27 protein-coding genes and 1 riboswitch are annotated in these 26,192 nt (G+C 67.2%); of the genes, 10 read left to right on the top strand and 17 right to left on the bottom strand.

Features of this window, described 5'->3' with window-relative positions; translation table 11 throughout:
- Positions 1-67 precede the first annotated feature (67 nt).
- From PARJ55_RS0117720 to PARJ55_RS0117710, 3 genes are all read left to right on the top strand, one after another.
- The gene (locus tag PARJ55_RS0117720; protein WP_028714239.1) at positions 68-1,651 is read left to right on the top strand and encodes an NAD(P)/FAD-dependent oxidoreductase; all 1,584 of its coding nucleotides are present in this window, start codon (positions 68-70) and stop codon (positions 1,649-1,651) included.
- Positions 1,638-2,831 carry an FAD-binding oxidoreductase gene (locus PARJ55_RS0117715; RefSeq protein ID WP_036698863.1) on the top strand — a complete coding sequence of 398 codons (1,194 nt, stop codon included), beginning with the start codon at positions 1,638-1,640 and terminating at the stop codon, positions 2,829-2,831. Before PARJ55_RS0117720 ends, PARJ55_RS0117715 begins: the two co-directional genes overlap by 14 nt.
- Before the next feature lie 79 nt (positions 2,832-2,910).
- On the top strand, positions 2,911-3,906 hold the full coding sequence (locus PARJ55_RS0117710; protein WP_051416339.1) for a GlxA family transcriptional regulator: 996 nt from the start codon (positions 2,911-2,913) through the stop codon (positions 3,904-3,906).
- 13 nt (positions 3,907-3,919) lie between these two features.
- On the opposite strand, the gene PARJ55_RS22460 is transcribed toward PARJ55_RS0117710, so the two are convergent.
- From PARJ55_RS22460 to PARJ55_RS24100, 16 genes are all read right to left on the bottom strand, one after another.
- Entirely contained in the window at positions 3,920-5,245 is a 1,326-nt protein-coding gene (locus tag PARJ55_RS22460; RefSeq protein ID WP_036714433.1) for an MmgE/PrpD family protein, read from the bottom strand.
- A gap of 10 nt (positions 5,246-5,255) precedes the next feature.
- Positions 5,256-6,818, bottom strand: a complete 1,563-nt coding sequence (locus PARJ55_RS0117700; RefSeq protein WP_028714236.1) for a class I adenylate-forming enzyme family protein — start codon at positions 6,816-6,818, stop codon at positions 5,256-5,258.
- Between the two features lie 15 nt (positions 6,819-6,833).
- Positions 6,834-8,024: an acyl-CoA dehydrogenase family protein gene (locus PARJ55_RS0117695; RefSeq protein ID WP_028714235.1), complete on the bottom strand. Its 1,191-nt coding sequence runs from the start codon at positions 8,022-8,024 to the stop codon at positions 6,834-6,836.
- Between the two features lie 12 nt (positions 8,025-8,036).
- Positions 8,037-8,912 carry a nitrilase-related carbon-nitrogen hydrolase gene (locus PARJ55_RS0117690; protein WP_036698867.1) on the bottom strand — a complete coding sequence of 292 codons (876 nt, stop codon included), beginning with the start codon at positions 8,910-8,912 and terminating at the stop codon, positions 8,037-8,039.
- A 65-nt stretch (positions 8,913-8,977) separates the two neighbouring features.
- The gene (locus PARJ55_RS0117685; RefSeq protein WP_028714233.1) at positions 8,978-9,862 is read right to left on the bottom strand and encodes a glycine betaine ABC transporter substrate-binding protein; all 885 of its coding nucleotides are present in this window, start codon (positions 9,860-9,862) and stop codon (positions 8,978-8,980) included.
- Positions 9,863-9,899: 37 nt separating this feature from the next.
- Positions 9,900-10,622, bottom strand: coding sequence for an ABC transporter permease (locus PARJ55_RS0117680; protein ID WP_036698864.1), 723 nt, complete (start codon positions 10,620-10,622; stop codon positions 9,900-9,902).
- On the bottom strand, positions 10,619-11,767 hold the full coding sequence (locus tag PARJ55_RS0117675; protein WP_028714231.1) for a betaine/proline/choline family ABC transporter ATP-binding protein: 1,149 nt from the start codon (positions 11,765-11,767) through the stop codon (positions 10,619-10,621). Before PARJ55_RS0117675 ends, PARJ55_RS0117680 begins: the two co-directional genes overlap by 4 nt.
- A gap of 25 nt (positions 11,768-11,792) precedes the next feature.
- Complete coding sequence (locus PARJ55_RS0117670; protein WP_028714230.1) at positions 11,793-12,443, bottom strand: ABC transporter permease; 651 nt, start codon at positions 12,441-12,443, stop codon at positions 11,793-11,795.
- A 535-nt stretch (positions 12,444-12,978) separates the two neighbouring features.
- Positions 12,979-13,290 (bottom strand): hypothetical protein, encoded by a 312-nt coding sequence (locus PARJ55_RS22455; RefSeq protein ID WP_051416336.1) that lies wholly within the window; start codon positions 13,288-13,290, stop codon positions 12,979-12,981.
- The gene (locus PARJ55_RS22450) at positions 13,287-13,970 is read right to left on the bottom strand and encodes a hypothetical protein (RefSeq protein ID WP_051416335.1); all 684 of its coding nucleotides are present in this window, start codon (positions 13,968-13,970) and stop codon (positions 13,287-13,289) included. The genes PARJ55_RS22455 and PARJ55_RS22450 overlap by 4 nt, the downstream gene beginning before the upstream one ends.
- 2 nt (positions 13,971-13,972) lie before the next feature.
- On the bottom strand, positions 13,973-15,367 hold the full coding sequence (locus tag PARJ55_RS0117655; protein WP_028714229.1) for an APC family permease: 1,395 nt from the start codon (positions 15,365-15,367) through the stop codon (positions 13,973-13,975).
- Position 15,368: 1 nt separating this feature from the next.
- Positions 15,369-15,539, bottom strand: a complete 171-nt coding sequence (locus tag PARJ55_RS24360) for a hypothetical protein (RefSeq protein WP_028714228.1) — start codon at positions 15,537-15,539, stop codon at positions 15,369-15,371.
- Between the two features lie 7 nt (positions 15,540-15,546).
- Entirely contained in the window at positions 15,547-15,924 is a 378-nt protein-coding gene (locus PARJ55_RS0117645) for a hypothetical protein (protein ID WP_036698865.1), read from the bottom strand.
- Positions 15,917-16,240, bottom strand: coding sequence for a hypothetical protein (locus PARJ55_RS22445; RefSeq protein ID WP_232215737.1), 324 nt, complete (start codon positions 16,238-16,240; stop codon positions 15,917-15,919). The genes PARJ55_RS0117645 and PARJ55_RS22445 overlap by 8 nt, the downstream gene beginning before the upstream one ends.
- A 324-nt stretch (positions 16,241-16,564) precedes the next feature.
- Positions 16,565-16,978, bottom strand: a complete 414-nt coding sequence (locus PARJ55_RS0117635) for a universal stress protein (protein ID WP_028714226.1) — start codon at positions 16,976-16,978, stop codon at positions 16,565-16,567.
- A 46-nt stretch (positions 16,979-17,024) separates the two neighbouring features.
- Complete coding sequence (locus PARJ55_RS24100) at positions 17,025-17,513, bottom strand: hypothetical protein (protein WP_156929525.1); 489 nt, start codon at positions 17,511-17,513, stop codon at positions 17,025-17,027.
- Between the two features lie 110 nt (positions 17,514-17,623).
- Here PARJ55_RS24100 and PARJ55_RS22440 point away from each other — a divergent pair, with 110 nt between their 5' ends.
- Both PARJ55_RS22440 and PARJ55_RS23060 read left to right on the top strand, forming a co-directional pair.
- Positions 17,624-18,727 (top strand): hypothetical protein, encoded by a 1,104-nt coding sequence (locus PARJ55_RS22440; RefSeq protein ID WP_051416334.1) that lies wholly within the window; start codon positions 17,624-17,626, stop codon positions 18,725-18,727.
- 86 nt (positions 18,728-18,813) lie between these two features.
- Entirely contained in the window at positions 18,814-19,782 is a 969-nt protein-coding gene (locus tag PARJ55_RS23060; RefSeq protein WP_051416333.1) for an alpha/beta fold hydrolase, read from the top strand.
- Here the strand turns inward: PARJ55_RS23060 and PARJ55_RS23055 are convergent.
- Positions 19,737-20,315, bottom strand: coding sequence for a DedA family protein (locus tag PARJ55_RS23055; protein WP_028714225.1), 579 nt, complete (start codon positions 20,313-20,315; stop codon positions 19,737-19,739). The two genes, PARJ55_RS23060 and PARJ55_RS23055, sit on opposite strands and share 46 nt — an antisense overlap.
- A gap of 256 nt (positions 20,316-20,571) precedes the next feature.
- Positions 20,572-20,763: riboswitch (cobalamin riboswitch) on the top strand.
- 176 nt (positions 20,764-20,939) lie between these two features.
- Between PARJ55_RS23055 and PARJ55_RS0117615 the strand changes: the two genes are divergently transcribed.
- From PARJ55_RS0117615 to PARJ55_RS0117595, 5 genes are read left to right on the top strand one after another with little or no spacing between them, the layout of a single operon-like run.
- The gene (locus tag PARJ55_RS0117615) at positions 20,940-22,826 is read left to right on the top strand and encodes a TonB-dependent siderophore receptor (RefSeq protein ID WP_028714224.1); all 1,887 of its coding nucleotides are present in this window, start codon (positions 20,940-20,942) and stop codon (positions 22,824-22,826) included.
- 1 nt (position 22,827) lies between these two features.
- On the top strand, positions 22,828-23,400 hold the full coding sequence (locus tag PARJ55_RS0117610) for a hypothetical protein (protein WP_028714223.1): 573 nt from the start codon (positions 22,828-22,830) through the stop codon (positions 23,398-23,400).
- Positions 23,397-24,281: an ABC transporter substrate-binding protein gene (locus PARJ55_RS0117605; RefSeq protein ID WP_028717341.1), complete on the top strand. Its 885-nt coding sequence runs from the start codon at positions 23,397-23,399 to the stop codon at positions 24,279-24,281. The genes PARJ55_RS0117610 and PARJ55_RS0117605 overlap by 4 nt, the downstream gene beginning before the upstream one ends.
- A complete protein-coding gene (locus PARJ55_RS0117600; RefSeq protein ID WP_028717342.1) occupies positions 24,278-25,279 on the top strand; it encodes an iron ABC transporter permease in 1,002 nt (333 codons plus the stop codon). The genes PARJ55_RS0117605 and PARJ55_RS0117600 overlap by 4 nt, the downstream gene beginning before the upstream one ends.
- Complete coding sequence (locus tag PARJ55_RS0117595; protein WP_028714220.1) at positions 25,276-26,052, top strand: ABC transporter ATP-binding protein; 777 nt, start codon at positions 25,276-25,278, stop codon at positions 26,050-26,052. The genes PARJ55_RS0117600 and PARJ55_RS0117595 overlap by 4 nt, the downstream gene beginning before the upstream one ends.
- Positions 26,053-26,192 lie beyond the last annotated feature (140 nt).

Genomic DNA, 26,192 nt, shown 5'->3' with positions numbered 1-26,192 from the left:
GCTGCCGGCCCGGCGGGCTTTACACCAAGGATGGCCCTGCCGCGATGCAGTCACCAGAGGACGCAAGATGACCACAGACCCCCGATCCGTCGCCGGCAAGCGCCTTGAGATCGCGGAACGGACCCAGATCCTGGTCGTGGGCGCCGGTCCCGCCGGAATCGCCGCCGCCCGCCACGCCCATCAGGGCGGCGCGCAGGTGATGCTGGTGGACGAACATCCCGTGCCCTTCGAGACCATGGGCGAAAGCGTCCCGCAGATCTGGGGCGGCCGGATGGGCGGCACCATCCGCAACCGCAACGCCATGACCGAGCGGATGCTGGAAGCTCGCCCCGATCTGGTCGAACTGTTCGATCTGGGCATCGACATCCGCCTTGGCACCGCCTGCTGGGGGCTGTTCGCCAATCAGCCCAATCTGGGCTGGATGCCCGGTCTGGTCGCCGGGCTGGTGGATGAGGAACAGGGCAGCCATCTGATCGGCTTCGATCAGGCCATCGTGGCCACCGGGCGGCGCGACATGGGGCTGGCCTTTCCCGGCTGGGACCTGCCCGGCGTGCTGGGCGCCGGCGCCGCGCTGATGCTGGCGCGGCTCTATGATGCGCTGGACAGCCGCCGCGCGGTCATGCTGGGCTCAACCCCAGAGGCGCTGCTGGCGGCGCTGGACCTGATCGACGCGGGCGTGACCATCGCCGCCGTGGTCGAGCAGGCCGAGGCCGCCGCCGCGCCCGAGGATCTGGTCGCGCGCATCCGCGCCGCCGGGGTCGAGATCGTCACCGGCGAGGCGCCGCGCGGCGTCACCTCGGACGCGGATGGCGTCACCGGGCTGGTGCTGCGCAACCGCACCATCGCCTGCGATTCCGTGCTGCTGGGCGTGGGCGCGGTGCCGATGATCGACCTGCTCCACGCAGCCGGGGCGCGCTGCGCCTTCGACAACGATCGCGGCGGCTTCGTGCCGCTGCTGGGCGCGGGGGGCGAAACCAGCCTGCCCGGCATCCGCGCCGCGGGCGACTGCGTGGGGATCTGGCCCGCGAAATCCGCCGATCCCGCGCTGGCCGAGGCCGAGGGGCGGCTGGCCGCCGGGGCCGCGCTGGCGGCGCTGGGGCTGGCAGAGGCTCCGGTCGATGCCGCCCCGCAGCCCGCACCCGCCGCCGATCTGGGCGCATACCGCAAGGCCTGGGTCCGCTCCTCGGTGGTGGAGGCCGTGGCCGACATGCCGGTCTGCCAATGCGAGGAGGTCACGGCGCGCGAGATCCTGGATGTCAGCCCGCCGCGCTATCTGAACGCGCCGCATCTGCCGAACCTGACGCGCAGCCTGACCGAGATCCTGGGCGAGGGTCCGCCCGATCCCGACCAGATCAAGCGGCTGACCCGCGCCGGCATGGGCCCCTGTCAGGGCCGCCGCTGCCGCGAGCAGATTCAGGCGCTGCTGGCCTTGCAGGAGGACCTGTCGCTGGGGGTAGTGCCGCTGGCCGGCTATCGCAGCCCGGTCCGCCCGCTCAGCCTGGCCGCCGCCGCCCTGCCCGAGGATCCCGCCATCGCCGCCGCCTGGGATTCCTGGTTCGGAATGCCGCGCCAATGGGTCCCTTTCTGGGATGTCGAGGACCATTACACGGTCGCCGCGCTTGCGACGGAGAAGGAACATGTCAGCGAATAACCCCATTCCCGGCATCGACGCCGGCGACGACAATCGCGGCGCCTCGGTCATCGTGATCGGCGGCGGCGTCACCGGCCTCTCCACCGCCTTCTGGCTGGCCGAGGCGGGCGTGGACGTGCTGGTGCTGGAACGCGGCATCGTCGGCTGGGAGGCCTCGGGGCGCAATGGCGGCGGTTGCTCGCATCACCACAGCCCGCTTTTTGCCGAGGAACAGCGGCTCTGGCCGATGATGGACGAATTGCTGGGTTACCCGACCGAGTTCCGGCCGAACCGCATCCGTATCGCGCTTTCGCCCGAGCAGTTCACGCTTTACGGCCGCGCCGCGGCCAATGCCCGCAAGCAGGGCTTCCGCGCCGACGACCTGGACGCGCAGACGGTGCGCGATCTGGTGCCGCTGGCCGGGGACAATGTCCATGCCGGGCATTACTATCATTTCGGCGGCCATGCGAACCCGCACCGCACCGTGCAGGCCTATGCCTGGGCGCTGTGCGACCGGGGCGGGCGGGTGCGCCAGCATGTCACCGTCACCGGCTTCTGCCGGCAGGGCGGCCGGGTGAGGGCGGTCGAGACCGACAGGGGTGTCTTTGGCTGCGACCATCTGGTCATCGCGGCGGGGCCGCAGACCGGCCGGCTGGCCGCGATGCTGGAGGTCGCCATCCCCATGCGCGCCGCCCGCGCCGAGATGATCGTGACCGAGCCCCTGCCGCTGATGCCGCTGGGGGGGATCGACGGCAACGGGCTTTATGGCCGCCAGACCCTGCGCGGCAATCTGGCCTATGGCGGCGGCCCGCATGAATGGGTCGAGACCGAGGAACAGCCGGGCGGCCCGCGCCCCTCGACCCCGCTGGCGGGCAGCATCGCCCGGCGTGTGGCCCAGCTTCTGCCCAAGGCCGCCCATGCCCGTGTCATCCGCAGCTGGTCGGGCATCATCGAGAACACCCCCGACGGCCGCCCCGTCCTCGACCGCCCGGCGCCTTGGCAGAACCTGACCGTCGCCACCCTGTCCGGCGTGGGCTTCGGCCTGTCGCCCGCCTCGGGCCGGGCGCTGATGCAGCTGGTGACGCAGGGGCACTGCGATTTCGCCGATCTCTCCAGCCTGCGGCTGGCCCGCTTCGACCGGCTGGAGCCGGATTGGGACGCGCTTCAGGGCTGGCTGCCCGCCGCGGTGGCCTCGGCCTGATGGGACCGGCTTGAAGCGGGGCGGCTTGAAGAACGGGGCAGCTTGGCCGAACATGGCGCATCGCAACCCGGACCCGCCGATGTTCTACCACGACACGGGCGAGCCTTTGTGCTTCGCCTTCCTGATGCTGGAAGGGCTCTCGATGCTGAGCCTCGCTTCGGCGACCGAGCCCCTGCGCGCCGCCAACCGCCTCTTGGGGCGCGAGGCTTTCCGCTGGGACCTGTGCAGCATCGACGGCCAGCCGGTCATGCCGTCCTCGGGCATTCCCTTTCCGGCCATCCCCGTCGATCAGGCGATCGAGCGCAACCACGCCCTGTTCATCTGCGGCGGCGCGCGGGTCGATCCGCAGGACGAACGCCCCTATCTTGCCGCCCTGCGGCGGGCGGCGCATCGCGGCCGGGCCATCGGCGCCCTGTCCACGGCCAGCTATCTCTTGGCCAGGGCCGGGCTGCTGGACGGCTATCGCTGCACGATCCACTGGGAAAACCGCGCCGCCTTCGAAGAGGATTTCCCGCATCTGCCGATTACCGGCACGCTTTACGAGATCGACCGCAACCGGCTGACCTGTTCGGGCGGGACGGCATCCATGGACCTGATGCTGCATATCATCGCCGACCTGCACGGGCGCGACCTGGCCAACGGGGTCGCCAACCAGTTCCATCACGCCCGCATGCGCGATGCGGGCGAGAACCAGCAGGGCGGCCGGGCCGAGCAGATCGGCACCCTGCCCGGGACGATGCAGATGGCCATTCGCCTGATGCAGGCCAATATCGAGACGCCGTTGCAGATCGAAAGGCTGGCCGCGTTGACGGGCGTCAGCGAACGCCAGATGGAGCGCAATTTCCGCAGCTTCCTGGGCATGACGCCGGCGCGCTGCTACCTGTCCCTGCGGGTCGAGCGCGCGCGCGAGATGCTGCTTTACACCGAGCAGCCGATCATCGACATCGCCGTCGCCACGGGCTTCGCCTCGACCTCGCATTTCTCGAAATGGGTCAAGGAATTCTACGGGATACGCCCAAGCGAGATGCGCGAACAGGCGCGGGCCGCCCGCGCCCGGTCGCGCCGCATCGCCTGAACCCGACCGCCGCTCAGGCAGCGCCCAGCAGTCCGAACAGCGCCGCCGTGCCGCCGCCGTCGCCCAGCCGGTCCACCGCGCGTTCCAGAGCGGTCGTTCGAACCTCGCCCAGAACCGGCGCGGCATAGGCGCGGAACTTGGCGCGCACCGCATCCATCGGTGCCGGGGCCTCGGGATCGCCCGCCGCCTCGGTCGGGCCGGATTCCAGCACCCGGCCGTCCTTCATCACCAGCCGCACATCGGCAAAGCGGCGGGCCGGGAAGGCGGCATTGAAATCCTCGCGCTCGGTGACGGTCATGCCGGCGGCAAGGCTGCGGATCAGCGGGTCGGCCAAGCCGTCCTCGGCCACGTCCGCGGGATCGACGCGGCCCCGCACCAGCGCCACGGCGGCGGGGTAGGCGGTGGAATACTGCGCCTCTTCGGTGCTGGCCGGATCGCGGGCGGCCAGGCGGCGGGACTGGTGGAAGGTGGCGATCTCGATCCGCTCGACCTGATCGGCGGTCACCCCATGCCGCGCGCGCAGGTCCAGCACCGCCTGCACGGAGGGCTGCGCCCAGCGGCAGACCGGCCAGGGCTTGAAATACTGCTCGGCGATGCGCCAGTTCGTGCCCAGATCGGCCCAGAGGTCGGCGACATCCGCGCCCTCGACGGTGATCGCCGGGGCGCCGGTAAAGCCCGCCGCCGCCAGATAGGCGGCCGAGACGCCGGCCATCGCGCCCCAGCCCGAGCCGTCCTTGACCATGGTCGGATGGTCGATGCAGCGCATCATCTGGCTGCGCGGGCCGTGATATTCGGCGATGCCCACGGCCTCGCGGGTCCGCGCCGCATCCAGCCCCAGCACCCGCGCGCCCAGCGACGCCGCCGCCACCGCGACCCAGGCGCCCGAGGTGTGGTAGTCGCAGGCGGTGCGGTGCAGCGCGATGCCCGCGCGCGTCCCGATCTCATACCCGACGACCAGCCCGGCCAGAAGCGCGCGGTCGTCCGTCCGCCCCTCGGCCTGCATCAGCGCCAGCAGCGCGGGCAGGCTGCCGCAACCGACATGGCCCTTGGTCAGCTTGTGCCCGTCATGGCCGTCCAGCGCGTCGATGGTCATGCCGCCCGCCAGCGCCGCGCCCGCGGGGCTGACTCCGCGGCCGTCCATCAGCATCGGAGCCGCGCGGCCCCCCGCGCCGAAATGCGCCGCCGCATGGTCGCGGATGATGCGCGACAGCCGCGTCCGGCTGCCGCCCGCCGCGACCCCCAGCAGGTCCAGAAGCCAGCGGCGGCCAAGGTCCAGCACCGCATCCGGCATGTCCTCCGCGCGCATGTCGTGCAGGAAATCGTGAAAGTTCGATGGCATGATGCTGTCCTCAACAGGCCGGCTGCGGGGCATGGCGCGCGACCAGCTCGCGCCGCAGCACCTTGCCGCTGGGGTTCAGCGGCAGGCTTTCCAGAAACTCGTAGCGGCGGGGCCGCTTGTAGGGCGCCAGATCGTCGCTGGCCTTGCAGAACGCATCCAGATCCTGCGCGCTCAGCGCCGGGTCCGAGCGGACGACGAAGGCCGTCACCGCCTGGCCCCATTTCTCGTCCGCCAGCCCGACGACCGCCACCTCCTGCACGCCGGGGCAGCGATAGAGGATCTCCTCGACCTCGCGCGGATGGATGTTCTCGCCGCCCGAGACGATCATGTCGTCGGCCCGGCCGTGGAAGTAATAGAACCCGTCCCGGTCCTGGCTGAACAGGTCGCCGGTATAGATCCAGCCCGCCTTCAGCTTCTTCTGCGTTTCGAACGGGTTGTTCCAATAGCCCTGCATCGCCTGCGGGCCGCGCACGATCAGCTGGCCCACCTGTCCGCGCGGCACGGTTTCCGAGGGCGGCACCTCGCGCCCGGGGTCGTCGGTCACGATCCGGCATTCCGAAATCAGCGTCGGCTTGCCGCAGGACCCCAGCTTGCGCAGCGCGTCCTGCGGATGCAGCACCAGCGTCAGCGACGCCTCGGTCATGCCGTAGCCGTTGAAGATCGCCGGGCAGAACTCGGCCATCACCCGCTCCATCGTGGCGGCGGAAATGGCCGCGCCGCCGGTGGTGATCAGCCGCAGCGAGGAGAGGTCCTGATCGCGGAAGCGCGGGTGAAACAGCATCTCCTGGATCTGGGTGGGCACGGCGAACAGCGTGGTGATGCGCTCGGCCGCGATGGTGTCCAGCGTCTTTTCCGCCTCGTAGCGGCCGATCACGACATTGGTGCCGCCGACCAGCAGATGCGGAATGAAATAGGCCTGCATGCCGCCCACATGGTAGAGCGGCGCGATATGCAGCGCCTTGTCGGTGTGGTTCAGCGAATATTCCATGACGCAGTTCATCGCGATGGCGATGTCGTTGGCATGGGTGTGGATCACCCCCTTGGGCCGCCCGGTCGTCCCCGAGGTATAGACCAGCGAGGAAATCGCATCCCCCGGGGGAATGATGCGCGGCTCGTCCCGGTCCGCGGTCTGTTCGGCCAGGGTATCGAAATGCAGATGGCCGGCGGGGATATGCGCCCGGTCATAGGCGCAGCCGATGAAATCGTGGACCGAATGCATCTGCGCCGCGATCCGTTCGACGTTTTCGGTCAGGCTGCGGCCATAGATCAGCACGCGGGCGCCGGAATCCTGCAGGATATAGGCGGCCTCGCCCGCCGAAAGGCGGAAGTTCATCGGCACCGCCACCGCGCCCAGCATCTGGCAGGCGAAATAGGTCGTCACCGAGTTTTCCGAGGTCGAGACATAGAAGGCCACGCGGTCCCCGGGCCGCACCCCCAGATCCGACAGCGCCTGCGCAAAGCGGCGCACGCGGGCCAGCCATTCGGCATAGGTCCAGCGCCGGTCCTCGAAGACCAGCGCCAGGTGATCCGGGTAGCGGTCGGCGGAAGCCTCCAGAATGCGGGCGATATGCATCGGTCTCTCTTGCTGTCACAGATTGGGACGGATCGCCGGCATCTCGCGCGCCGCGATCAGGTATTTGCACATCTCGGAGCTGCCGCCGACGATGGGTAGCGCGCGGGCATCGCGGTAAAGCTGCTCGGCCCGGCCGTATTGGCGGGTGACGCCGTCGCCGCCGAGGACCTGCACCGCGCGGTCCGAGCAGAAGACGGCGGTCTCGGTCGCGACCAGCTTGGCCTGGCTGGCCTCGCGCATCAGATCCTTGCCGCCGATGCCGCCGTCATACATCCTGGCCGCCCGCTGGGTCAGCAGCTCGGCCGCGTCGATCCGCCAGCTCATCTGCGCGATCATGTCCCAGATCAGCTGTTTCTGGCCCAGCTTCTCGCCGAAGCTGACGCGGCTTTGCGCATGGTCGCGCGCCAGGTCGAAGGCCGCCCGCGCCACGCCCAGGCCCGAACCGCCCAGGATCACCCGCTCGAAGTTGAAGGCGCCCAGCATGATGCGGAAACCGGCATTCGCCTCTCCCAGCAGGTTCTCCTCCGGCACCCGCACCCCGTCCAGCGCGACCTCGCCCACGACCGAGCCGCGCCGGCCCATGAAGTCGTAAAGCCGCGGAAAGGACAGTCCGGGGGTATCGGCGGGCACCAGAACCGCGCTCATGCCCCTTTGCGGAGGGGCATCGGGATCGGTGATGCCCCAGACGATATAGACATCGGCCTTGGACGCGTTCGAGATATAGCGTTTGAACCCGTCGATCACCCATTCGCGGCTGGCCTCGTCAAAGCGGATCGCGGTTTCCATGCCGGCGCTGTCCGAGCCGACATTCGGCTCGGTCATGCAGATCGAGCCGACGGCGCGGCCCTCCAGGATCGGCGTCAGGTAGCGTTCGCGCAGCGCCGGGCGAGCATGACGGTGGATCGGATAGGCGCAGGACAGGGCCGTGGCGATGGTCGTCTCGAAGGCATAATTCAGATAGGCGGCCTCTTCCGAGACGATCACCGCATGGGTCAGGCCGGGCCGCGACAGGCTGCCCGTGTAAAGGTCGGGGAGCATCAGCTTCAGATAGCCGGCCTCGCCCAGGGCCTGCGCGACCTCCAGCTGGGCCGCGAAATCCTGGTCGCGCTCGATCCGGTCGACGCGCGGGGCCAGTTCGCGGGCCAGAAAATCGCGGATCTCGGCGCGGAAGGCCCGGTCCTCGTCGTTCAGGAAGAAATCGCGCATCGTCGCCTTGCCTCATTCGCGGACGAAATCCGGGACGCCCAGCGTGTCGATCAGCCGCGCCGTCTCGCGCTGGACCAGCGCCAGATTGCTGTCGCGCACCGTGGGCAGCAGGTGGCGCGCGCGGCGCAGCACGTCGTAATCCAGCACCGCGGTGATCATCTCCTCGCCGGAACCGGCCACGGCCAGCGCGCGCCCGAAGGGATCGATGATGCGCGAACCGCCCCAGAAGGTCAGGTCGCGCTCGGTCCCGGTGCGGTTCACCATGACGACCGGGGCGCCGTAGATCATCGCATAGAAGCGGCAGGTCAGCGCCCAGCCGCCGGGATTGTCGAAATCGGCGCCCACCGCCTCCTCGCCGGAACTGACCGGGCAGATCAGCAGGGTGGCGCCATGCAGGAAGGCCAGATGGGTCAGCGCCGGGTTCCAGACATCGGCGCAGATCAGCAGGCCCGCGCGCCAGTGCCCGTCCAGCTCGCAGGTCTCGACGAAGCGGCCGGGGGCGTAATGCTTGCCCTCTTCCAACTTGCCATAGGTGGGCAGGTTCACCTTGCGGTGCAGGTGGATCATCCGCCCGTCGCACAGGATCGCCGCCGCGTTGTAGAATTGCGCGGCCGGCCCTTCCTCGATGAAGCCCAGCGTCACGGCCATCGGGCCCGCCGCCTCGGCCAGCCGCTTCAGCCGCGGGTCCTTGCGCGACATGGCCGCATCGAGCAGGCGCTCGGACCCGTAATGGCCGGTCAGCGACAGTTCCGGCATGACCAGCATGTCCAGGCCCGCCTCGCGTCCCCGTGCGATCCAGTGCAGGTGGCGGTCCAGATTGGCGTCGACATCGCCGATCTCGCTGGAGAATTGCGCGGCGCCGATGGTGATCGTCTTGCTGGTGGTCATCGCCTTCGGCCCCTCCGCATCGCCATCCCGAGGACAGGGGCGCATCCGCCCCCGCCCGTCCCGCCTCAGATGAGGCCGTTGTCCTGCAGGAACTTCGCCGCCGCGTTCTCGACCGAGACCTTGTCGACGTCGACGCTGGCATTCAGCGCGGCCATGACCTGATCGTCCAGCTTGGCCGAGACCTCGTTCAGCAGGTCGCCGATATCGGGATTGGCCTCCAGCACCTCGGCGCGGATCACGGGCGCCAGCGCGTAGCTGGGGAAATAGCCCCGGTCGTCCTCCAGCACGGTGAAGTCGAAGGCGGGAATGCGGCCATCGGTGGCAAAGACCAGCCCGACATCGACCTGCCGGTCCCGCAGCGCCTGATAGACCAGCCCGGTATCCATGCGCTTGACATTGGCGCGGCCGAACTCGAAGCCGTAAGCCGCCTCCAGCGGCTTCAGCCCGTCCGGGCGGGCATAGAATTCGGCGTTCGAGCCGAAGGTCAGGCTCTGGCCGCCATTGATCGCCCCGGCCAGGTCGGAAATGGACGCGATGCCCTTTTCGCTGGCATCCGCCGCGCGCATCGCCAGGGCATAGGTGTTGTTGGCCTCGGACGGGTTCAGCCAGACGATGCCCTTCTGGGCGTCCAGCTCCTTGACCGTGTCATAGGTCTGCTGCGGGTCCAGCTTTTCCTCGATATTGTTGTAGGTGATGAGCGAGGTGCCGGTATATTCCCAATAGACGTGGATCTGGCCGTTCTCCATCGCCTGGCGCACCGCGGCCGAGCCCATGCCGGCGCGGTTGTCGACCCGGTGGCCGTTGGCCTCCAGCACCTGCTGGGTGATGGCCGACAGGATCTGCTGTTCGGTGAAGTTCTTGCCGCCGACCACGATGTCGGCCGCCTGCGCGCCGGTCGCGAATGCCGCGAAGGCCAGTGCCGCAAGGCCGGATTTGACGGTGATGTTCATGCTGTTGGCTCCCTTGGTTGCTGGTTCTGGTTCCGCCTTATCGAAGCGGATTCACGCCTTTCGGGATCAGCCGCAGCTGCGCCTGTCCCATCAGGAAATCGACGGCCACGGCCAGCGCCGCCGTGGGGACCGCGCCCGCCAGCAACATGCCCGTGTCCATCAGGTCGATGCCGGTAAAGATCAGCTCGCCCAGTCCGCCGCCGCCGATCAGGAAGGCCAGCGGCGTCGTGCCCACATTGATCGCCAGCGCCGTGCGGATGCCCGAGAAGATGACGTAGAGCGCGTTCGGGATCTCGACCCGCAACAGGATCTGCCGCTGCGTCATGCCCATGCCGGTCGCGGCCTCCTTCAGATGCGAAGGCACGGCCAGCAGCCCGGCATAGGTATTGCGCACGATGGGCAGCAGCGAGGCGACGAACAGCCCGAAGAAGGCCGGCGGAAAGCCGATGCCCAGAAGCGTCATCGACAGCGCGATGACCGCAAGCGTCGGGATGGTGGTGCCGATGTTGAAGACCTGCATCACCGTTTCGGCATAACGCTCCATCGAGGGGCGCGACAGCCAGATGCCCACCGGCACGCCCACGAGGATCGCCGCTCCGCCGGAACTGGCGACCAGAAACACGTGCTGGCGCGTCAGATAGGTGATGTCGTCCCAGTATATCGCCATCTGGTCCAGCAACCCCGAGGTCGCTACCCAGATGCCCAGCAGGAAGACCAGCAGCATCGTCGCCCCGCGCCCGAGACCCAGCCAGCGTGTCATGACGCCCCCTGTTCCAGTCCCGCGCCCTTGTCGGGACCATAGGTCGCGCGCAGCGCCGCGGTCACGTCCGGCTGGGTGATGACGCCCGCGAAACGGCCGTGATCGTCGGTGCAGGCCAGCCACATCGTGTCATGCGCGAACATTTCCGAAACCACGGCGCGCAGGTCCGCCCGGATCGGCACGGTGGCGGGCAGCGGATGGGCGAAGTCCCGGACCGCGCCCGAGGCGCCGGCCATCTCTTCGGCGGTCACGAAGCCCACCGGGCGGCGGTCGCTGTCGATGACCACCGCGCGGCGGGCCTTCGCGACGGTCAGCTGGTGCAGCGCGTCGGACACCTTGGTCGACCGCGCGGTCACCGGCACCTCGGTGGAGGCCACCTCTTCGGCCGTGACCAGCCGCAGCCGTTTGAGCGTGCGGTCCGCGCCCACGAAATCGGCGACGAAGGCATTGGCGGGATGGGCCAGGATCATGTCGGGCGTGTCGTATTGCTCGATCCGGCCGGCGCGGAAGATGGCGATCTTGTCGCCCATCTTCACCGCCTCGTCGATGTCGTGGCTGACGAACATGATGGTCTTCTTCAGCTCGGCCTGCATCTTCAGGAACTCGTCCTGGATGATCTCGCGGTTGATCGGGTCGATGGCGCCGAAGGGCTCGTCCATCAGCATGACCGGCGGATCGGCGGCCAGCGCCCGGATCACGCCGACGCGCTGCTGCTGGCCGCCCGACAGCTCCTTGGGATAGCGCCGCAGGAACTGGCGCGGGTCGAGACCCACCAGGTCCAGCAGGTCGGCGGCACGCTGCCGGGCCTTGCGGATGTCCCAGTTCAGCAGCCGGGGGACGACGCAGATGTTTTCCTCGATCGTCATGTTCGGGAACAGGCCGATCTGCTGGATCACATAGCCGATATTGCGCCGCAGCTGGATATCGTCCAGCTGCGCGGTGTCTTCGCCATTGATGTAGATCTTGCCGCTGGTGGGCGGGATCAGCCGGTTGATCATCTTCAGCGCCGTGGTCTTGCCGCAGCCCGAGGGCCCCAGCAGGATGCAGATCTCGCCGGTGGGCACTTCCATGTTCACCCGGTCGGCGGCCACGATATCGGCGCCGGGGGTCTTGAATCTCTTGGTCAGGTCTTCGAGTCGGATCATCCGCAAAGGTCCTTGCCCGGAAATGTCAGCGTTTCAGCCCGGCCGGGGTCAGCCGCTTCTGCAATTGCAAAAGCGCCCAGTCGGCCACGATGGCGAGAAGAGAGACGGCGAGTGCGCCGGTGACAAGCTGGCGCGGATCGGTCTGAGAGATGCCGCGCGCGATCAGCACGCCCAGGCCGCCGGCGCCGATATAGGCGGCGATGGCCGCGACGCCGATATTCATCACCACCGCGGTCCGCACGCCGGCCATGATGACCGGGATCGCGATGGGGATCTCCAGCCGGGTCAGCCGCTGGAAGGGCGTCATGCCCATGCCGATGGCCGCCTCGCGCAGCGCCGGATCGACATTGGTGATGGCGGTATAGGTGTTGCGCACGATGGGCAGCTGCGAATAGAGCAGGATCGCGATCACCGCCGGCAGCCAGCCGATCCCCTGGCCGATCTTGGACAGGATCGGGATCATCAGCCCGAACAGCGCGATCGAGGGGATCGTGACGATGATCGAGGCCACATAGAGCACCGCGTCCGCGATCCGCCGGTTCTGGGTGATGGCGATGCCGATGGGCACGCCGGTCAGGATCGCCAGCCCCACGGCCACCGCGACGATCGAGATGTGCTCGCCGGCCAGCCGCAGGATGACCGGCCAGTTATTCGCAATGAAACCAAATATTTCCATATCCCTCTTTCCCTCGGGCAGAGATGGGGGGCCGACCAGCGATATCCCGGAATAGCCCGGTTGAAACGGCATCATGTTGCGCCAATTCGTCACCAGCTTGCACGAATCCGTCGCGAGGACGGTTCAGGCGCCAGTGAACCGGGGCGGAGATCATCGCTCCACCGGATCGCATATCGCAAAGCTGTCGCATGATCCCATCTTGCAACAATCCCGGCCGCAGGACCACCCCGCCTGTCCGGCGTCAGGGCCTATGGGACGGAATTCTTGATTGAAGGCGGAAGGGCTTGCGGTTCGTCGGGCCTGTCAGGCAGCGATGATGAGCCGCAAACCCGTGGACCAGGAAGCCGTCGCCGTTCGGGCGGATCAACGCCGCGGCCGATCCCCGGCGGGATGCTGACCGAAGCGACGGTCGCGCAGGTGCCGGTGGGCAGGTGAGGGGCGGAGGTGCCGCCGGTTCGACCATCGCGCCGAACCCCGGTCCTCTGCTATCGCCATGGAAGGATGCCCCTGAACCCCGCCTGATTGCACATCGGTTTTAAGAGGCGTTCTGGCCACCGCTATGCCTCGGCCTTGCGCTTGAACGCGCGTCATGCGTCCAAACCGCCTGCCGGATGCGCGCGCGCTTGTAGGCGTCGAAGATCGCCATGGCGTGCACGAAGAAGGCCCCTGCGAAACGGCCCACAAAGGATATCTCGGGTCCGGTGGTCATCAGGGTGAAGCCACCCAGCAGCAGCAGGAAGAACAGGAAGATCAGCCCGCGCTGCGGCTCTCCGTTCCAGACCTGGCCGGAACCCGGCAGCAGGACGGCCGAGGCCAGCACCAGATAGGGATTGGGCGGCGGCCTCATGCGCATTTCCTTTCGGCGGCGGCCTCGTCCAGGATATCCGCGCGCAACCCCGCCAGCGCCGCAAGAAGCGGTGCAAGCGTCTGCGGGGCAAGCGGGGTCCGTCCCATCTCGGCCTCGCGGAACAGCAGGTAGCGGCCGCGCTCGGCCTCGTCGGCAAGCCAGGTGATCCGCAGGCCCTTGGGCGAGATCACCAGCTCTTTCACCCTCGCATCGGCAAAGACCGCACGGTGGCGGGCCAGCAAGGCGGCGTCGCCGGGCGAGAGCGGCCTTTCGCTGCGCAAGGTGGCATCATGGGGAAATCCCTCGGGCAGCAGGGTTTGGTGCGGCAGGGTGTCGAAGGCCGAGAAAGGCTCGATCCCGCGCGGACGCGCCATCAGGTGGACGCGTTGCGAGACCGGCAGGGCGGCGGGCTGGGTCACCAGAAGCCACAGCGCCGGCAGCTTGCGATAGGTCAGCGTGTCGGGCACCGCCTGGAGATCGGTCTCGACCCCTTCGATGCGGCCCGAGACGCGGGCAAAGCCGGTCGGCGACACCGCGCGGCGCAGATCGCGCATCATTGGCGCGATGCGGTCGAAATAGCCGGCGCGGGCAGAACTGCGCCGCGCCGCCTCGGATCTGAGGCGGAGGGCTAGGATCACCAGCCCCCCGCCAAGGATCAGGACGAGAAGCCCCGCCTGCATGTTCAGTAGCCCCTCGGCTTCGGCCAAGGCATGGTGAACTGCGCGCCGCGGTCCACGAAGCGGTAGCGCCAGAAGTGGAACCACAGCGAGACCACGATGTAGAAGGCGATCATCGCCACCAGTTGCGTGCCGTAGCCGAGGAACACCGCGAAGAAGGCCGTCCCGCACAGCGCCAGCAGCGCGAAGGCCGGCAGCGGGTGGAACGGATGTTCGTAGCCGCGCTTGATGGTGTCGAGCGGCCATTTGCGCCGGAACAGGATGATGTTCAGCGGCATGAAGGTGTATTCCAGCAGACCCGACAGGATCGAGAAGGTGATCACCTGGTCGATCGGCGCGCCAAGCGCGAAGATCAGCGCGATCGGCACCAGGAAGATGATCGAGCGATAGGGCGTGCGGTGCTTGGGATGCACCGCGCCGAACCAGCCCGGCAGGTAGCGGTCGCGCGCCATGGCGAACCAGGCGCGGCTGGCGTCGTTGATGCAGCCATTGGCCGAGGCCAGCGTCGCAAACAGCGTGCCGATGCCCAGAAACACCATCAGGAAGCTTGATCCGCTAAGCCGGGCCGCGTCGAACAGCGGCACGCCGGCCTGACCCAGATATTCCCAGGGCATCAGCCCCGTGCAGACATACCAGGTCAGGGTTGCCGCGATGGCCAGCGTCATCACCCCGGCCAGCGTGCCGAAGGGCAGCGAGCGCGCCGGGCTGCGCACCTCTTCTGCGGCCTGGGTGGTGCCTTCGATCCCCAGATAGAACCACAGGCCGAAATGCATCGCCGCGAGGATACCGAGCCAGCCGTAGGGCAGTGATGCGGCGCCCTCCATCAGGTCGGCATGGCGCAGCGGGCTGGTCCCCAGGGCGCCCGAGGTCGACAGGAACAGCACGATGATCGCCGAAAAGGCGATGGCGGTGATGACCAGGTTGAAGGTCAGCGTCGCCAGCACGCCGCGATAGTTCAGCCAGGCCAGGAACATGATGGCCAGGATGATGAAGGGCCGCTGGTCGATCCCGCCGTGATGGCCGCTCATCGTGGCGACGGTATCGACGAGGAAGCCGACCGTGATCGCGTTCGCCGCCTCCAGCATGGTATAGGCGAAGACGAGATAGAGCCCGACGTTGAAGGCCATGAGCGGCCCGACGATATGCTTGGCCTGGGTATATTGCCCGCCGGCGGCGGCGACGGTCGAGGTCACTTCTGAATCGATCATCGCCACGCAGGTATAGAGGATGCCGGCGAACCAGCAGGCCATCAGCGCGGCATAGGCGCCGCCCTTGCCGACCGCGAAGTTCCAGCCCATGTACTCGCCGACCAGAACGATCCCCACGCCAAGCGCCCAGACATGGGCGGGGCCAAGCACGCGGGCCAGGCCGACATGTTCGGTTTTATGCACCTGTTCCATGTCACCCCCGATGCTGTTCTTCGGTCAGGGCTTCCAGCTCCCCCTCGCGGGAGGAGGTCAGGAACTCCTCGCTATAGGTGCTGTCGGTGCGGATCCAGTCCAGGACGATGACCAGGCCGAACACCGCCGAGGCGCCCCAGGCCGCATATTCCAGATAATCCCAAAGATCCATGATGCCCTCATTCTCCGAATTTTTCGGCGATCACGTCGCGATATTCGTTTTCCGAAAACCGCAGCAGGATTGCGTAATAACCCACGACGACAACGATCATCGCCAGCAATGCGCCGATCGAGAAACTGTAGTCGAAACGCGCGGTGATCATTTCGGCGGCAAGGCTCGGGTCGGAATAGCCGAGTTTATGCCATTGCTCAACCATGGCCGGGTTTTGGGCCAGCGCCTCCCATGTCGGATTTTCGAGGGTCTGCGGGTTTTTCGCGGACCCCGCGAGACCAAGCCACAAGGGAATATACAACGCGCCAATGGCCATGATCAGCAGGACGATCACGTCGATGATCTGGCCGATCTTGCCTTGGACGGGGGCATTGTATTTAGCCATGACGCAGGACCCTTTCCTCATAGCGCCTGGCTTCCCTGGCCTCTCGGGCTTCGTCGAGGAACTGGATATCCAGCCCGTACATGAAGTCCCGGTCCTCGCGATAGTGGCGCAGCATCGCCATGATGGCTGCCGAATTGAACAGCAGCACCACCGCCCCGCCGATCAGCAGCACCGTCCGCGCTGCCGCCGACGGCGCCAGCGACCAGGTCCCGATCGCCACGAAGATGATCGCAAACCAAAGTCCCAGCACAAAGGCCAATGCCACGGCGATGTCGCGCCGATGCATGGTTTCGATCCGTTTCGTCAGATTCGACACGTTGCATTCCTCCCTGAGGCCCGATTTTTGATAAGTCGTCCGCGTGGGCCGTAGCGCGATTCTTTCTGCGCTCGAAAGCTTTTTTCTCTACAGGAAAGGCATCCTGCGACATTCTGTCAAGTTTCTTCTTCAGCGGAGAGAGATTTTTGGCCGAGGGAACGCCGGTCAAGGCCGTGCGTGCCAAGCGCAAAGCGCGCTTGGTCGTCGCCTTGGGATCCATGAATTACATTGATATATCAAGCAATTGGTTTCACGGTCGCGCAAACCGGCGCCCGGTCCGCGCGACAGGATTTTCCCATGCGGGCGATCGTCAGTCGCGGCGAATCACCGGGCGACGGTGACGGTGCAATGCGCGCGTGCCATGACATCGGCCGCGACAGAGCCCAGCATCAGTCGCGACAATCCACGCTTGTCACCGGTTCCGACAACGATCTGGTCATAGGCGTTGTGCTCGGCATAGGTCACGATTCCCGCGGCGGCTTCGCGGTTGACGATGTCGACCTGCTTCACCTCGGCGACGCCGTTCTCGAGCGCGAGGGTGCGGGCGCGCTCGAGCTTGTCGGTCATTTCCTGATTGGTCCAATGATGGATGACCGGGCCACGCGCACCGCCATGGGCGATATTCACCACGCATATGGTCAGCGACGCGCCGCATTTCGCAGCCAGCTGTGCAGCGTAAGCGACGGCAATATCGGAATGATCGGTCCCGTCGGTTGGACAAAGGATCTTCTGGATCATCGGATTTCCTCCCTTCTTAAATCCACAAGGCGGGAGGCTCCCATTTTTACCTGTGACTTGCCAAGGAGTTTTTGAAGGAAGGGCCATAATTCCTGCAAGCCGGTTCCGTCGATTTGCAGCGGCCGGGCGATTGCCGCCGCCCCGCGGGCCCACGTCCGGATCGGCCAACCCGCGAAACGGCAAGCAAAAACGGAACGGTCGTCCTGGGGTTAGGGTCCGTTGATCTTGCGGTTATATGCAGAAGACGATCAGGATGGATGCGCCCAGGCTGCGGGTAAAACAGGGGAATCGAGGACGACGGATCGGGTGAGCGCAGGGCGGGACGAACTCCAAACCGCATGCTGTCCCGGATATCCAGATGGGCAAAGATCGGCGGCACATCGCCGCTGTGACCAGAGGCCAGCGCATTGGCCGACAGCACCTCGAAATGCGGTTCGCGCTGGCCGGTTTCGCCGCAGCGCGCAAAGCCCCGCAACCGGCGTAGCGCTTGATCGCTGATCATCGAAATCTGGACCTTCGGGCTATATTGCGCCATGGTCGCTTCTTCCGGATGGCGCGTCGGAAGCCGGGCCGCATCGCCGGCAAAGATGGCTCGGCCCTGCCCGGAGCACCATCCGCGACCCCGGAAAAGGACGACCCGAACCATTGACCTGCACGCCTCAAGCCGCCTCTCTCCAGTTCCGTCCGCCGGAGGGAGAGCGTTATCCCGCCTTCAAGCGCCACATCCCCGAACGGCTGTTCTATGTGGTTCCCGCGCTGATGTGGCTGGCGCTGGCGATCCGTTACCGCAGCCTGACGCTTCCCAGCGCCGCCAATCCCGCGATGGAGGCGGGGGGCCTGTGGGGCGAAAGCAAATCGCAGGGGCTGGACCTGTTCGGGTCGCAGGGCAGGGCGCGGCTGGCCCGTTTTGCCCGCCTTCGTTGCGATCCCGGAACCGAGGCCCCCGTGGATTGCGCCCTGGCCGCGATGGCCGAGGCCGGGCTGGATTTCCCGGTCGTCGCCAAACCCGACCGCGGCTATCAGGGCTGGGGAGTCAGGCTGATCCAGCGGGCCGGGGATCTGGCGGATTATCTGTCGGTGCAGCCTCCGGGCACCGTCATCCTGTTGCAGGAACTGGTCGACTTGCCCGGCGAGGCGGGGATCTTCTATCTGCGCCATCCCGACCAGGTGCGGGGACGCATCGTCTCGATGGCCTTCGTCTATCCGCCCCATGTGATCGGTGACGGTTGCCGCAGCGTGGCCCAGCTGGTCCGGGCCGACAAGGTCCTGCGTCCGAACAGCGCCATCTATCGCGACCGCCATCCCGAAAGCTGGGAGACGGTGCCCGGCCCCGGCGCCTTCCACGTCCTGACCAATGCCCGCAGCGCAAGGCTCGGCGCGGTCTATCGCGACGCGCAATCGCTGGTGACGCCGCAGCTGGAATCGCTGATCGACGAGATCTCGCGCGAGATACCGGATTTTCATTTCGGGCGCTTCGACATCCGCTTCCGCAGCGTCGAGGACCTGGGTGCGGCCCGCGATTTCAGGATATTGGAGCTGAACGGCGCCGGTGCCGAGATGCTGCATTTCTGGGCCGGCGGCAGCACGCTGCGGCAGGCATACGGTGCGTTGTGGAAACAGTATCGCTGGCTTTTCGCCATCGGCGATGCCATGCGAAGGCGCGGGGCGCGGCCCGTCGGCCTGCGCGCCATGATCCGGTTGCAGCGACAACAGGAGGCGCTGCGGCGCGTCTATCCCCAAAGCTCGTGAACATCCCTTGCGCAGCTGCGCGCCGGGCGAGACAATCCCGCCGTCGAGCGGTGCGGCGGCTTCAGTCCTCCGCAAAGGAGCCTTGCATGATTCCCGATCTGCCCATCTGTCCGCCCCCCGGCCAAACCATCGTGATCCCCGCGCCGGAACAGACGCTGGCCGAAGGGGCGCTGGGTTTCGTGCTTGAGCCGTTCCAGCCGTTGCGCGAACAGTTCTCGGCGATCACCGGCATCGGGCTGGAACCCGACGACGCCTGGCCCGGGGAACAGGGCCGCACGGTCCGGCAAATGCGGCTGGCGCGCGGGGACGGGCAGGCCCAACTGGGCTATCTGGCGGCGGGCCAACCCGGCGGGCGGCGGGTGATTTTCCTGCATGGCAGCCCCGGCACCGCCGAGGAATGGGACCGCTTCCTGCTGGACGTTCCGGTCGGGCAATATCACATGGCCGTGGACCGTCCCGGCTTCGGCGCCAGCGGGGAAAAGCCCGAGCCCGATCTGGCCGGTCAGGCCGCCGCCGTCGCCCCGCTCCTGACGGCGGGCGGGACCGGAGCCGCGGTATTGGTCGGCTATTCCTATGGCGGCCCGGTTGCGTTGCGGCTTGCCGCCGACTATCCCGACCGGGTTGCGGGGGTTTTGCTGATCGGCGGCGCCGCCGATCCGGAGCTGGAGGAAACCCATCCCCTGCAGCAACTGGCGGCGCTTGATTTCTTTGCCGGACTTCTGCCCACGGAACTGGCCAACGCCAATGCCGAGTTGATGAATCTTCGGCCCGGGCTTGAGGAGCTGACCCCCGACCTGGCGCGTGTCACTGCCCCCGTCACCATCGTCCAGGGGCTGGCCGATACGTTAGTGCCGCCTGAAAACGTGGCCTTCCTGCAGGTGCATTTGCCCGGCAGTCCCGGCCCGCGGCTGATCCTGATCGAAGAGGCCGACCATTTCCTGCCCTGGACGCATGCCGACTTGCTGCGCGCAGCTCTGGCTTGCGTCATCGGGGACGGAAAGTCGTCGTCTCAGTCGCCCGAGCGCCCCCCCTCGTCCTTGTCCGAGGCGAAATAATAGACCGTGAAGCGGTGGCTCAGCCAGACCGCGCCGATCACCAGCCCAACCATGACCGGCCAGGCCCAGTTGCCCAGCAGATCGAACAGGACCAGGTTGAGGCCGAACGCCCCGAAGAACAGCGCCGCCGTATATACTGCCGCGACCACGCCGTTCACGATTGCGAAACGGCGAAAATCGACGCGCAGGAAACCGCTGGCCATGAAGACCGGAGGCAACAGCCGTGCCAGCAGCGCCGCCGGCAGGACGCCGCGATCCAGCAGCCGCCGTCCCCGCTCCAGCATCTTGCCGTCCACCCAGCGCCGGACGAGACGGTTGCTTCCGGCCAGTGCGCCGATCCCGTAAAGGGCCCAGTCGCTGATGATATTCCCGGTTACCAGCGCCACCAGGGCCAGTCCGGTGCCGATCTCTCCTGCGGCGGCCAGTGCCGCGCCGGCGATGATCGCCCCTTCTTCCATGACAAAATTCGCAAGAAACAGCAGCAAGGCCAATATCAGCGGATTGCCCAGATATTGTTCGATAAGGGCTTCCACCGCGCGGAGTCTCCTTGGGGCGAGGGGCGGGACAGATCAAGCTAAGGACACCCACCCGCAAACGCAAGCCGCAAGGCTTGCGCCGGCGACACGCATGGCGCCGAACGCATCCAGATCGCGCGATGCCCAGAGGCACTCGGCCCCCCGGGGTGACGTCGATCTCCTCATCGATCTTGCCGCGATATCAAGCGCACTGCCATCAGGCGGGAAAAAGCAGATACTGCCCATCTAATCTGTTTATTTGACAACTCCCTTGTGCTATCCGGTCGCCGACGGTGCCCCGCAAGGGGTGAAAAGGGAATGCGGTGAGGGAAACCGATGCCGCAGCTGTGCCCGCAACTGTAACCGGGAGCGACCCGCATATGCCACTCTGCCCCAGGGCGGGGGAAGGCGCGGAACTCGCAAGGAACCGGAAGCCAGGAGACCTGCCGTCGCTGTCGCCCATCCCGCGGCCGGGACAAGCCGAGGGTGCGGATTTCCGCTGCGGTGACCCATGTGGATCGAAGGCAGCGGTATGTGCGATGCGACCGATAGAATCTGAACTCGCGCGCGCGGCGGAAGAACCGTCGCGGCGATGCCTTCGTATCCGGCTTCCCTTCCCGTTGAACGAGGATAAGTGCCGAAATGAAGGTCCGCCATATCATTCCCGTGCTGTTGGGCACAACCCTTGCCGTCCCGCCTGCCACCGCCGAGGACGCGGTGACGCTGGATACCATCGTCGTCACCGCCTCGCGCGCCGACCTGCCTGAACGCGCCATCGGCAGCGCCGTCACCGTCGTGACCGAGGAGCGCGCCCGCCGCGAACAGGCGAAGCGCATCACCGACCTGCTGCGGGACGTGCCGGGGGTTCAGGTCTCGCAGGACCGTCCCGGTGCCTGGACCAGCATCAGCATCCGGGGATCGGATAACGGCCAGGTGCTTGTCCTGATGGACGGGGTCCGGCTTGGCGATCCGTCCTCGACCGAGACGGCGTTCCAGTTCGACCATCTGGATGTCGAGGGCATCGACCGGATCGAGGTGCTGCGCGGCAACCAGTCCTCGCTTTACGGATCGGACGCGATCGGCGGCGTTGTCAACATCATCACCAGGCGCCCGGTCCAGGACGGCTGGCGGCTGTCCAGCGGATTGGAGCTTGGTCCGGACGGCTGGCGCCGGGCCACCGCGACCCTGCTGTGGAAAAGGGGCGATCTCGACGCCCGGGTCAGCGGCTTTTCCACGCATTACGACGGCCCGTCGCAGGCCGATCCGCGCACCAGCCCGGTTCCCGGCCCCATGGACGACGACGCCCATCGCGGCAACGGGATCGGCACGGCACTGGGCTGGCAGATCGCGCCGCAGTTGCGGGCCGAACTCACGGGCCTGCGCAGCGATACGTGGCACGAATACGATTCGCCGCCCAGTGACGGCAGCGATACGGTCGAAAAGGACGAATGGAACCTGGGCGCGCGCATCCTCCATGAAAGCGCCGACCGGACCCTGCGGCAGACGCTCAGCTGGGGCCGCTACAATGCCCGGCGAACCTATCATACCGGCTTTTCGCGGCCCGAGGGCGATGTCTACGACGGCATGCTGACCCGCTATGGCTACGACGTGACCTGGAAGCCGGCCGAGCCATGGTCGCTTGTGGGCGGCGTCACGCGCGAGAAGGAAGAAACCCTCCAGATCACCAATTATACCGGCAGCTTCATCGCCAGCAACGCCACCACCGCGCTCTTTACCGAGGCGGCCTGGCGTCCCGACGACCATCTGACCCTGACCGCCGCGCTGCGCCGCGACGACAATGATCAGTTCGGCACCTTCAACACATGGCGGCTGACCGGGGCCTATCTGCTTTCCGCCAGCGGCGCGGCGGATGTGAAGCTGCGGGCCAGCTATGGCACCGGTGCAAAGGCGCCGGGGCTTTATCAGCTTTACGATCCGACCTATGGCAATCCCGACCTTACGGCACAGCGCAGCCGCGGCTGGGACATCGGCGCGGATGTCTATTGGCCGGATGCCGGGCTGGAACTGGGCGCGACCTATTTCCAGAACCGGGTCGAGGACAAGATCGCCTGGGGCCTGCGCGAGGACGGCAGCTATGGCTATTACATGGCCGGCCGCACGCGCGAGAAAGGCATCGAGCTGTCCTGGCAGGCCGAAATCCTGCAAGACCTGCTGATCCAGCACAACCACACCTGGGTTCTGTCCCATAATGACGAAACCGGCCAGTGGCGCGGCCAGCCCAAGAACTCCGGTGCGCTGACCGTCAGCTATCGCCCCGGCGACTGGTCGGTGGGCGCGCGCCTGCGCTATGCCAGCCGCAACGGCCTGGGCGCGGTCAGCGGCTATGGGCAGGAGATTGGCGGCTATGGCGTGACCGACCTGCTGGCCAGCTATCGTCTGGATGAGCGGGCCGAACTCTATGGCCGGATCGAGAACGTCTTGGACAAGCAATACCAGACCAGCTGGGGTTACAACACCAACGACCGCAGCTTGTTCGCCGGCATCCGCCTGAGCCTGCAGGGGAACTGACATGACGAAGCTGACCATGGAAACGACCGTGAATGCCGAAGGGCGCGCGACGGAACATCGCTGGCCCGCACCGCTGGATCAGGACTGGCTGCAAGACTTCCTGACCGACATCTTCGACAATCATTGGCAGGGGCTCTCTTTCGGTCCCATCGTCGAGGGGGCCGCCTATGAATTGCGGCCACCGTCCAAGCCGCAGCGCATTTCGCTGCATGACGGCTATCTGACGGTGTTCTACGGGCTTCAGGGGCATTTTCATCTGTGCATCGGCCGCAACGAAGGCGCCGTGAAGCAGGGCGGCGAGGCGCTGGTCGCCCATCGTCGTCCGGGCAAGGCCGAGTTCTTCCGCAGCCTCGATCCCGACGGGCATCCCCGCTCGTGGGGATTCCGCATGGATAACGGCAAGGGCGAGCAGATGCTGAGCCTCTTCTTTCCCAACCCTTTCATCACCGCCGACGACCAGCTGGCCGACCAGCCGGACTGGGAGCGGCTGGCGACATGGGACCACGTTCGCCGCACCTATATCGGCATCGAGGACGGCGCAGCGGACCGGATGAGCAAGGGCTACAGGGGATGAAACCCATCGCCGCCCTGGCAGCGGGCCTTGCGGCCCTGCTGTCGCTCGGGATCGCCGCGGCACATGTGGGGGCGGGGGGCGGGCAATCCCTGCCCCCTGCGACACCTGCCGCGAAACCGCGCGTCGCCTCGACGGCGCTATGCGGGGATATGTGGGTGCTGGCGCTGGCCGATCGCGACCAGATCCTCAGCCTGTCGCGGGATGCGGCGGGCCCGTCCTCCCCCTATGCCGGAGAGGCGGCCGGTCTGCCCCGGAACCGCGGCAGCCTGGAGGAGCTGATCGCGGGCGATGCCGGCCTGGTGGTGACGGGCCAGGGCAGCTCGACCCAGATGCGCAGGGTTCTGGGGCGCTTCGGGATCGCCGAACTCGATCTCGGGGCGACTTCGGACCTGCAGGAACTGGCGGACAAGATCCCGCAGGTCGGAAAGCGGCTGGGTCAGCCCGAGCGCGGCAAGGCGCTGCGCGCGGCGTTCCTGCACGACCTCGCGGCCGCCGCCGACCCCGGCAGGGACGGGCCAGTGGTGGCCTATTATCGCCCCGACGGCGGCGGCGCGGGTGCCGGCACCATCGTGGATGCGGCGCTTTCCGCTGCCGGATACCGGAACATGCAGCGCAGGACCGGTCCCGCAGGCTGGGGCGGCATCCCGCTTGAGCAGATCGTGATGACCCCGCCCGGGGCTTTCGTGGTTTCCTATTTCGACACGCAACCGCCGGCGCGAAACGCCGGGCTGGGGCGCAATCCCGTCCTGCGGCGGGCTGCCGAACAGGGCGTGGTCCTGCCGGTCCCGGGCAAGCTCTGGCCCTGCGACCATCCGGTGATCTCGCAAGCCGTCACGCTTCTCGCCGGCGAGCGGGTCCGGCTGGAGGACGCGTTCCGATGATCCGCCCGGTTCCGCAGCTGGCGCTGAATATGGCGCTGCTTCTGACCTGCTGCGTGCTGGTCGTCATCTCGCTTGTCCTTGGCTATACGCCCATCCCGGTGGGCGAGGTGCTGCGGGGCCTTGCCGGTCTTGCAGACCCCAAGACCGTGACCATCGTGCAGGATCTGCGCCTGCCCCGCACCGCGCTGGCGCTGCTGATCGGCGGATCCTTGGGACTGTCGGGCGCCGCGTTGCAGGGGTTGCTGCAAAACCCCCTGGCCGAGCCGGGGGTGGTGGGCGTCAGCTCGGCTGCGGCCTTCGGCGCGGTTCTGGTCATCTATTTCGGGCTGGCCGCGACCAGTTCATGGACCCTGCCGCTGTCCGGGATGGCCGGGGCACTGGCGGCGACGACGATCCTGTGGGCTCTGGCCGTGCGTGGCGCTGCCAAGCTGACCTTGCTGCTGACCGGGGTGGCGATAGGCGGGCTGTCGATCGCGCTGATCTCGCTGGTGATGAACCTGTCCAGCAACCCCTGGGCCATCAGCGAGATCGCCTTCTGGCTGATGGGATCGCTGAAGGACAGGACGCTTTCCGACCTGGGGCTGGCCGCGCCCTTCATCCTGATCGGCTGCGCGATGCTGATTGCCTCGGGCGGGGGACTCGAGGCGCTGACCCTGGGCGAGGATACCGCCCGCTCGCTGGGAACGCCGGTAAACCGGGTCAGGATGCAGGTGGTGCTGGGCACCAGCCTGTGCGTCGGCGCCGGGGTGTCGGTCGCGGGGGCGGTGGGCTTCGTCGGGCTGATCGTGCCGCATCTGCTGCGCGCTTTCACGGATCACGCCCCGGCAAGGCTGCTGCTGCCCTCGGCGCTGGGTGGGGCGGCGCTGCTGCTGACGGCCGATATCGCGATCCGGCTGATCGCCGTCGGGCCGGAATTGCAGCTTGGCGTCGTCACCTCGCTGATCGGTGCCCCCTTCTTCTTTGCGCTGATCTTTCGTTTGCAAGGAGAGCAGGCATGATCCCGCTGCACCTGAAAGGGGTGGGCGTTTCGCTGCGGGGGCGGGAAATCCTGCGCGACATCACCCTTGCCGTTCAGCCGGGCGGCATGACGGCGCTGGTCGGGCCGAACGGTGCCGGAAAATCGACGCTTCTGCGGGCGAGCCTTGGACTTGTTCCCCTGAGTTCGGGCGAGATCCTGCTTCAGGGCCGCAACCTGACCGCCGTGCCGCTGCGGGAAAGGGCGCGGCTGCTGGCCTATCTGGCGCAGGGCCACCACGCGATCTGGCCGATCCGCGTCCGCCGGCTGGTCGGGCTTGGCCGTCTGCCCTATCGAGGCTGGTCCAGACGGGCGGCGGCCATGGAGGATGCGCTTGTCGAGGCCGCCATGGCCCGATGCGGCGTGATGGGTCTTGCAGACCGGACCGTCGACACCCTCTCGGGCGGCGAAAAGGCGCGGGTCATGCTGGCCCGCGCCCTTGCCGTCGGTGCCGAGGTGCTGCTGGTGGACGAACCCATCGCCGCGCTGGACCCCCGCCACCAGCTTGAGGTCATGGCCCAGCTTCGCATGATCGCACGGGGCGGAACCGCGGTGGTCTGCGTGCTGCACGACCTGCAAATGGCGGCAAGGTTCTGCGACCGGGTCGCGGTCCTCGCGCAGGGCAGGATCGTGGTCGCCGGCCCGCCTGAAACCGCGCTTTCCCCCGATGTGTTGCGCCCGACCTACGGGATCGAAACGGTGAAGATCCAGATCCGCGGCCAGCAGCTTCCGGTCGCATGGGAGGTGACCGACTAGGCGGCACGGAAAACCACCGCCCGCGAAGGTCCAGGGGCAACGCGGCTGAGAACGGCGGTGAGAAATTCGTCCACGGTAGCGGTGGCTTGGTGCTGCTGCGGGCGGCGTAAAAGTCGTCCACCTATTCCCTTTCTGCGGCG

The sequence above is a fragment of the Paracoccus sp. J55 genome, from assembly GCF_000513975.1.
Lineage (GTDB): Bacteria > Pseudomonadota > Alphaproteobacteria > Rhodobacterales > Rhodobacteraceae > Paracoccus.
The sequence above is the reverse complement of the archived record's forward strand: the minus strand, read 5'-3'. Positions and strand labels throughout refer to the sequence as shown.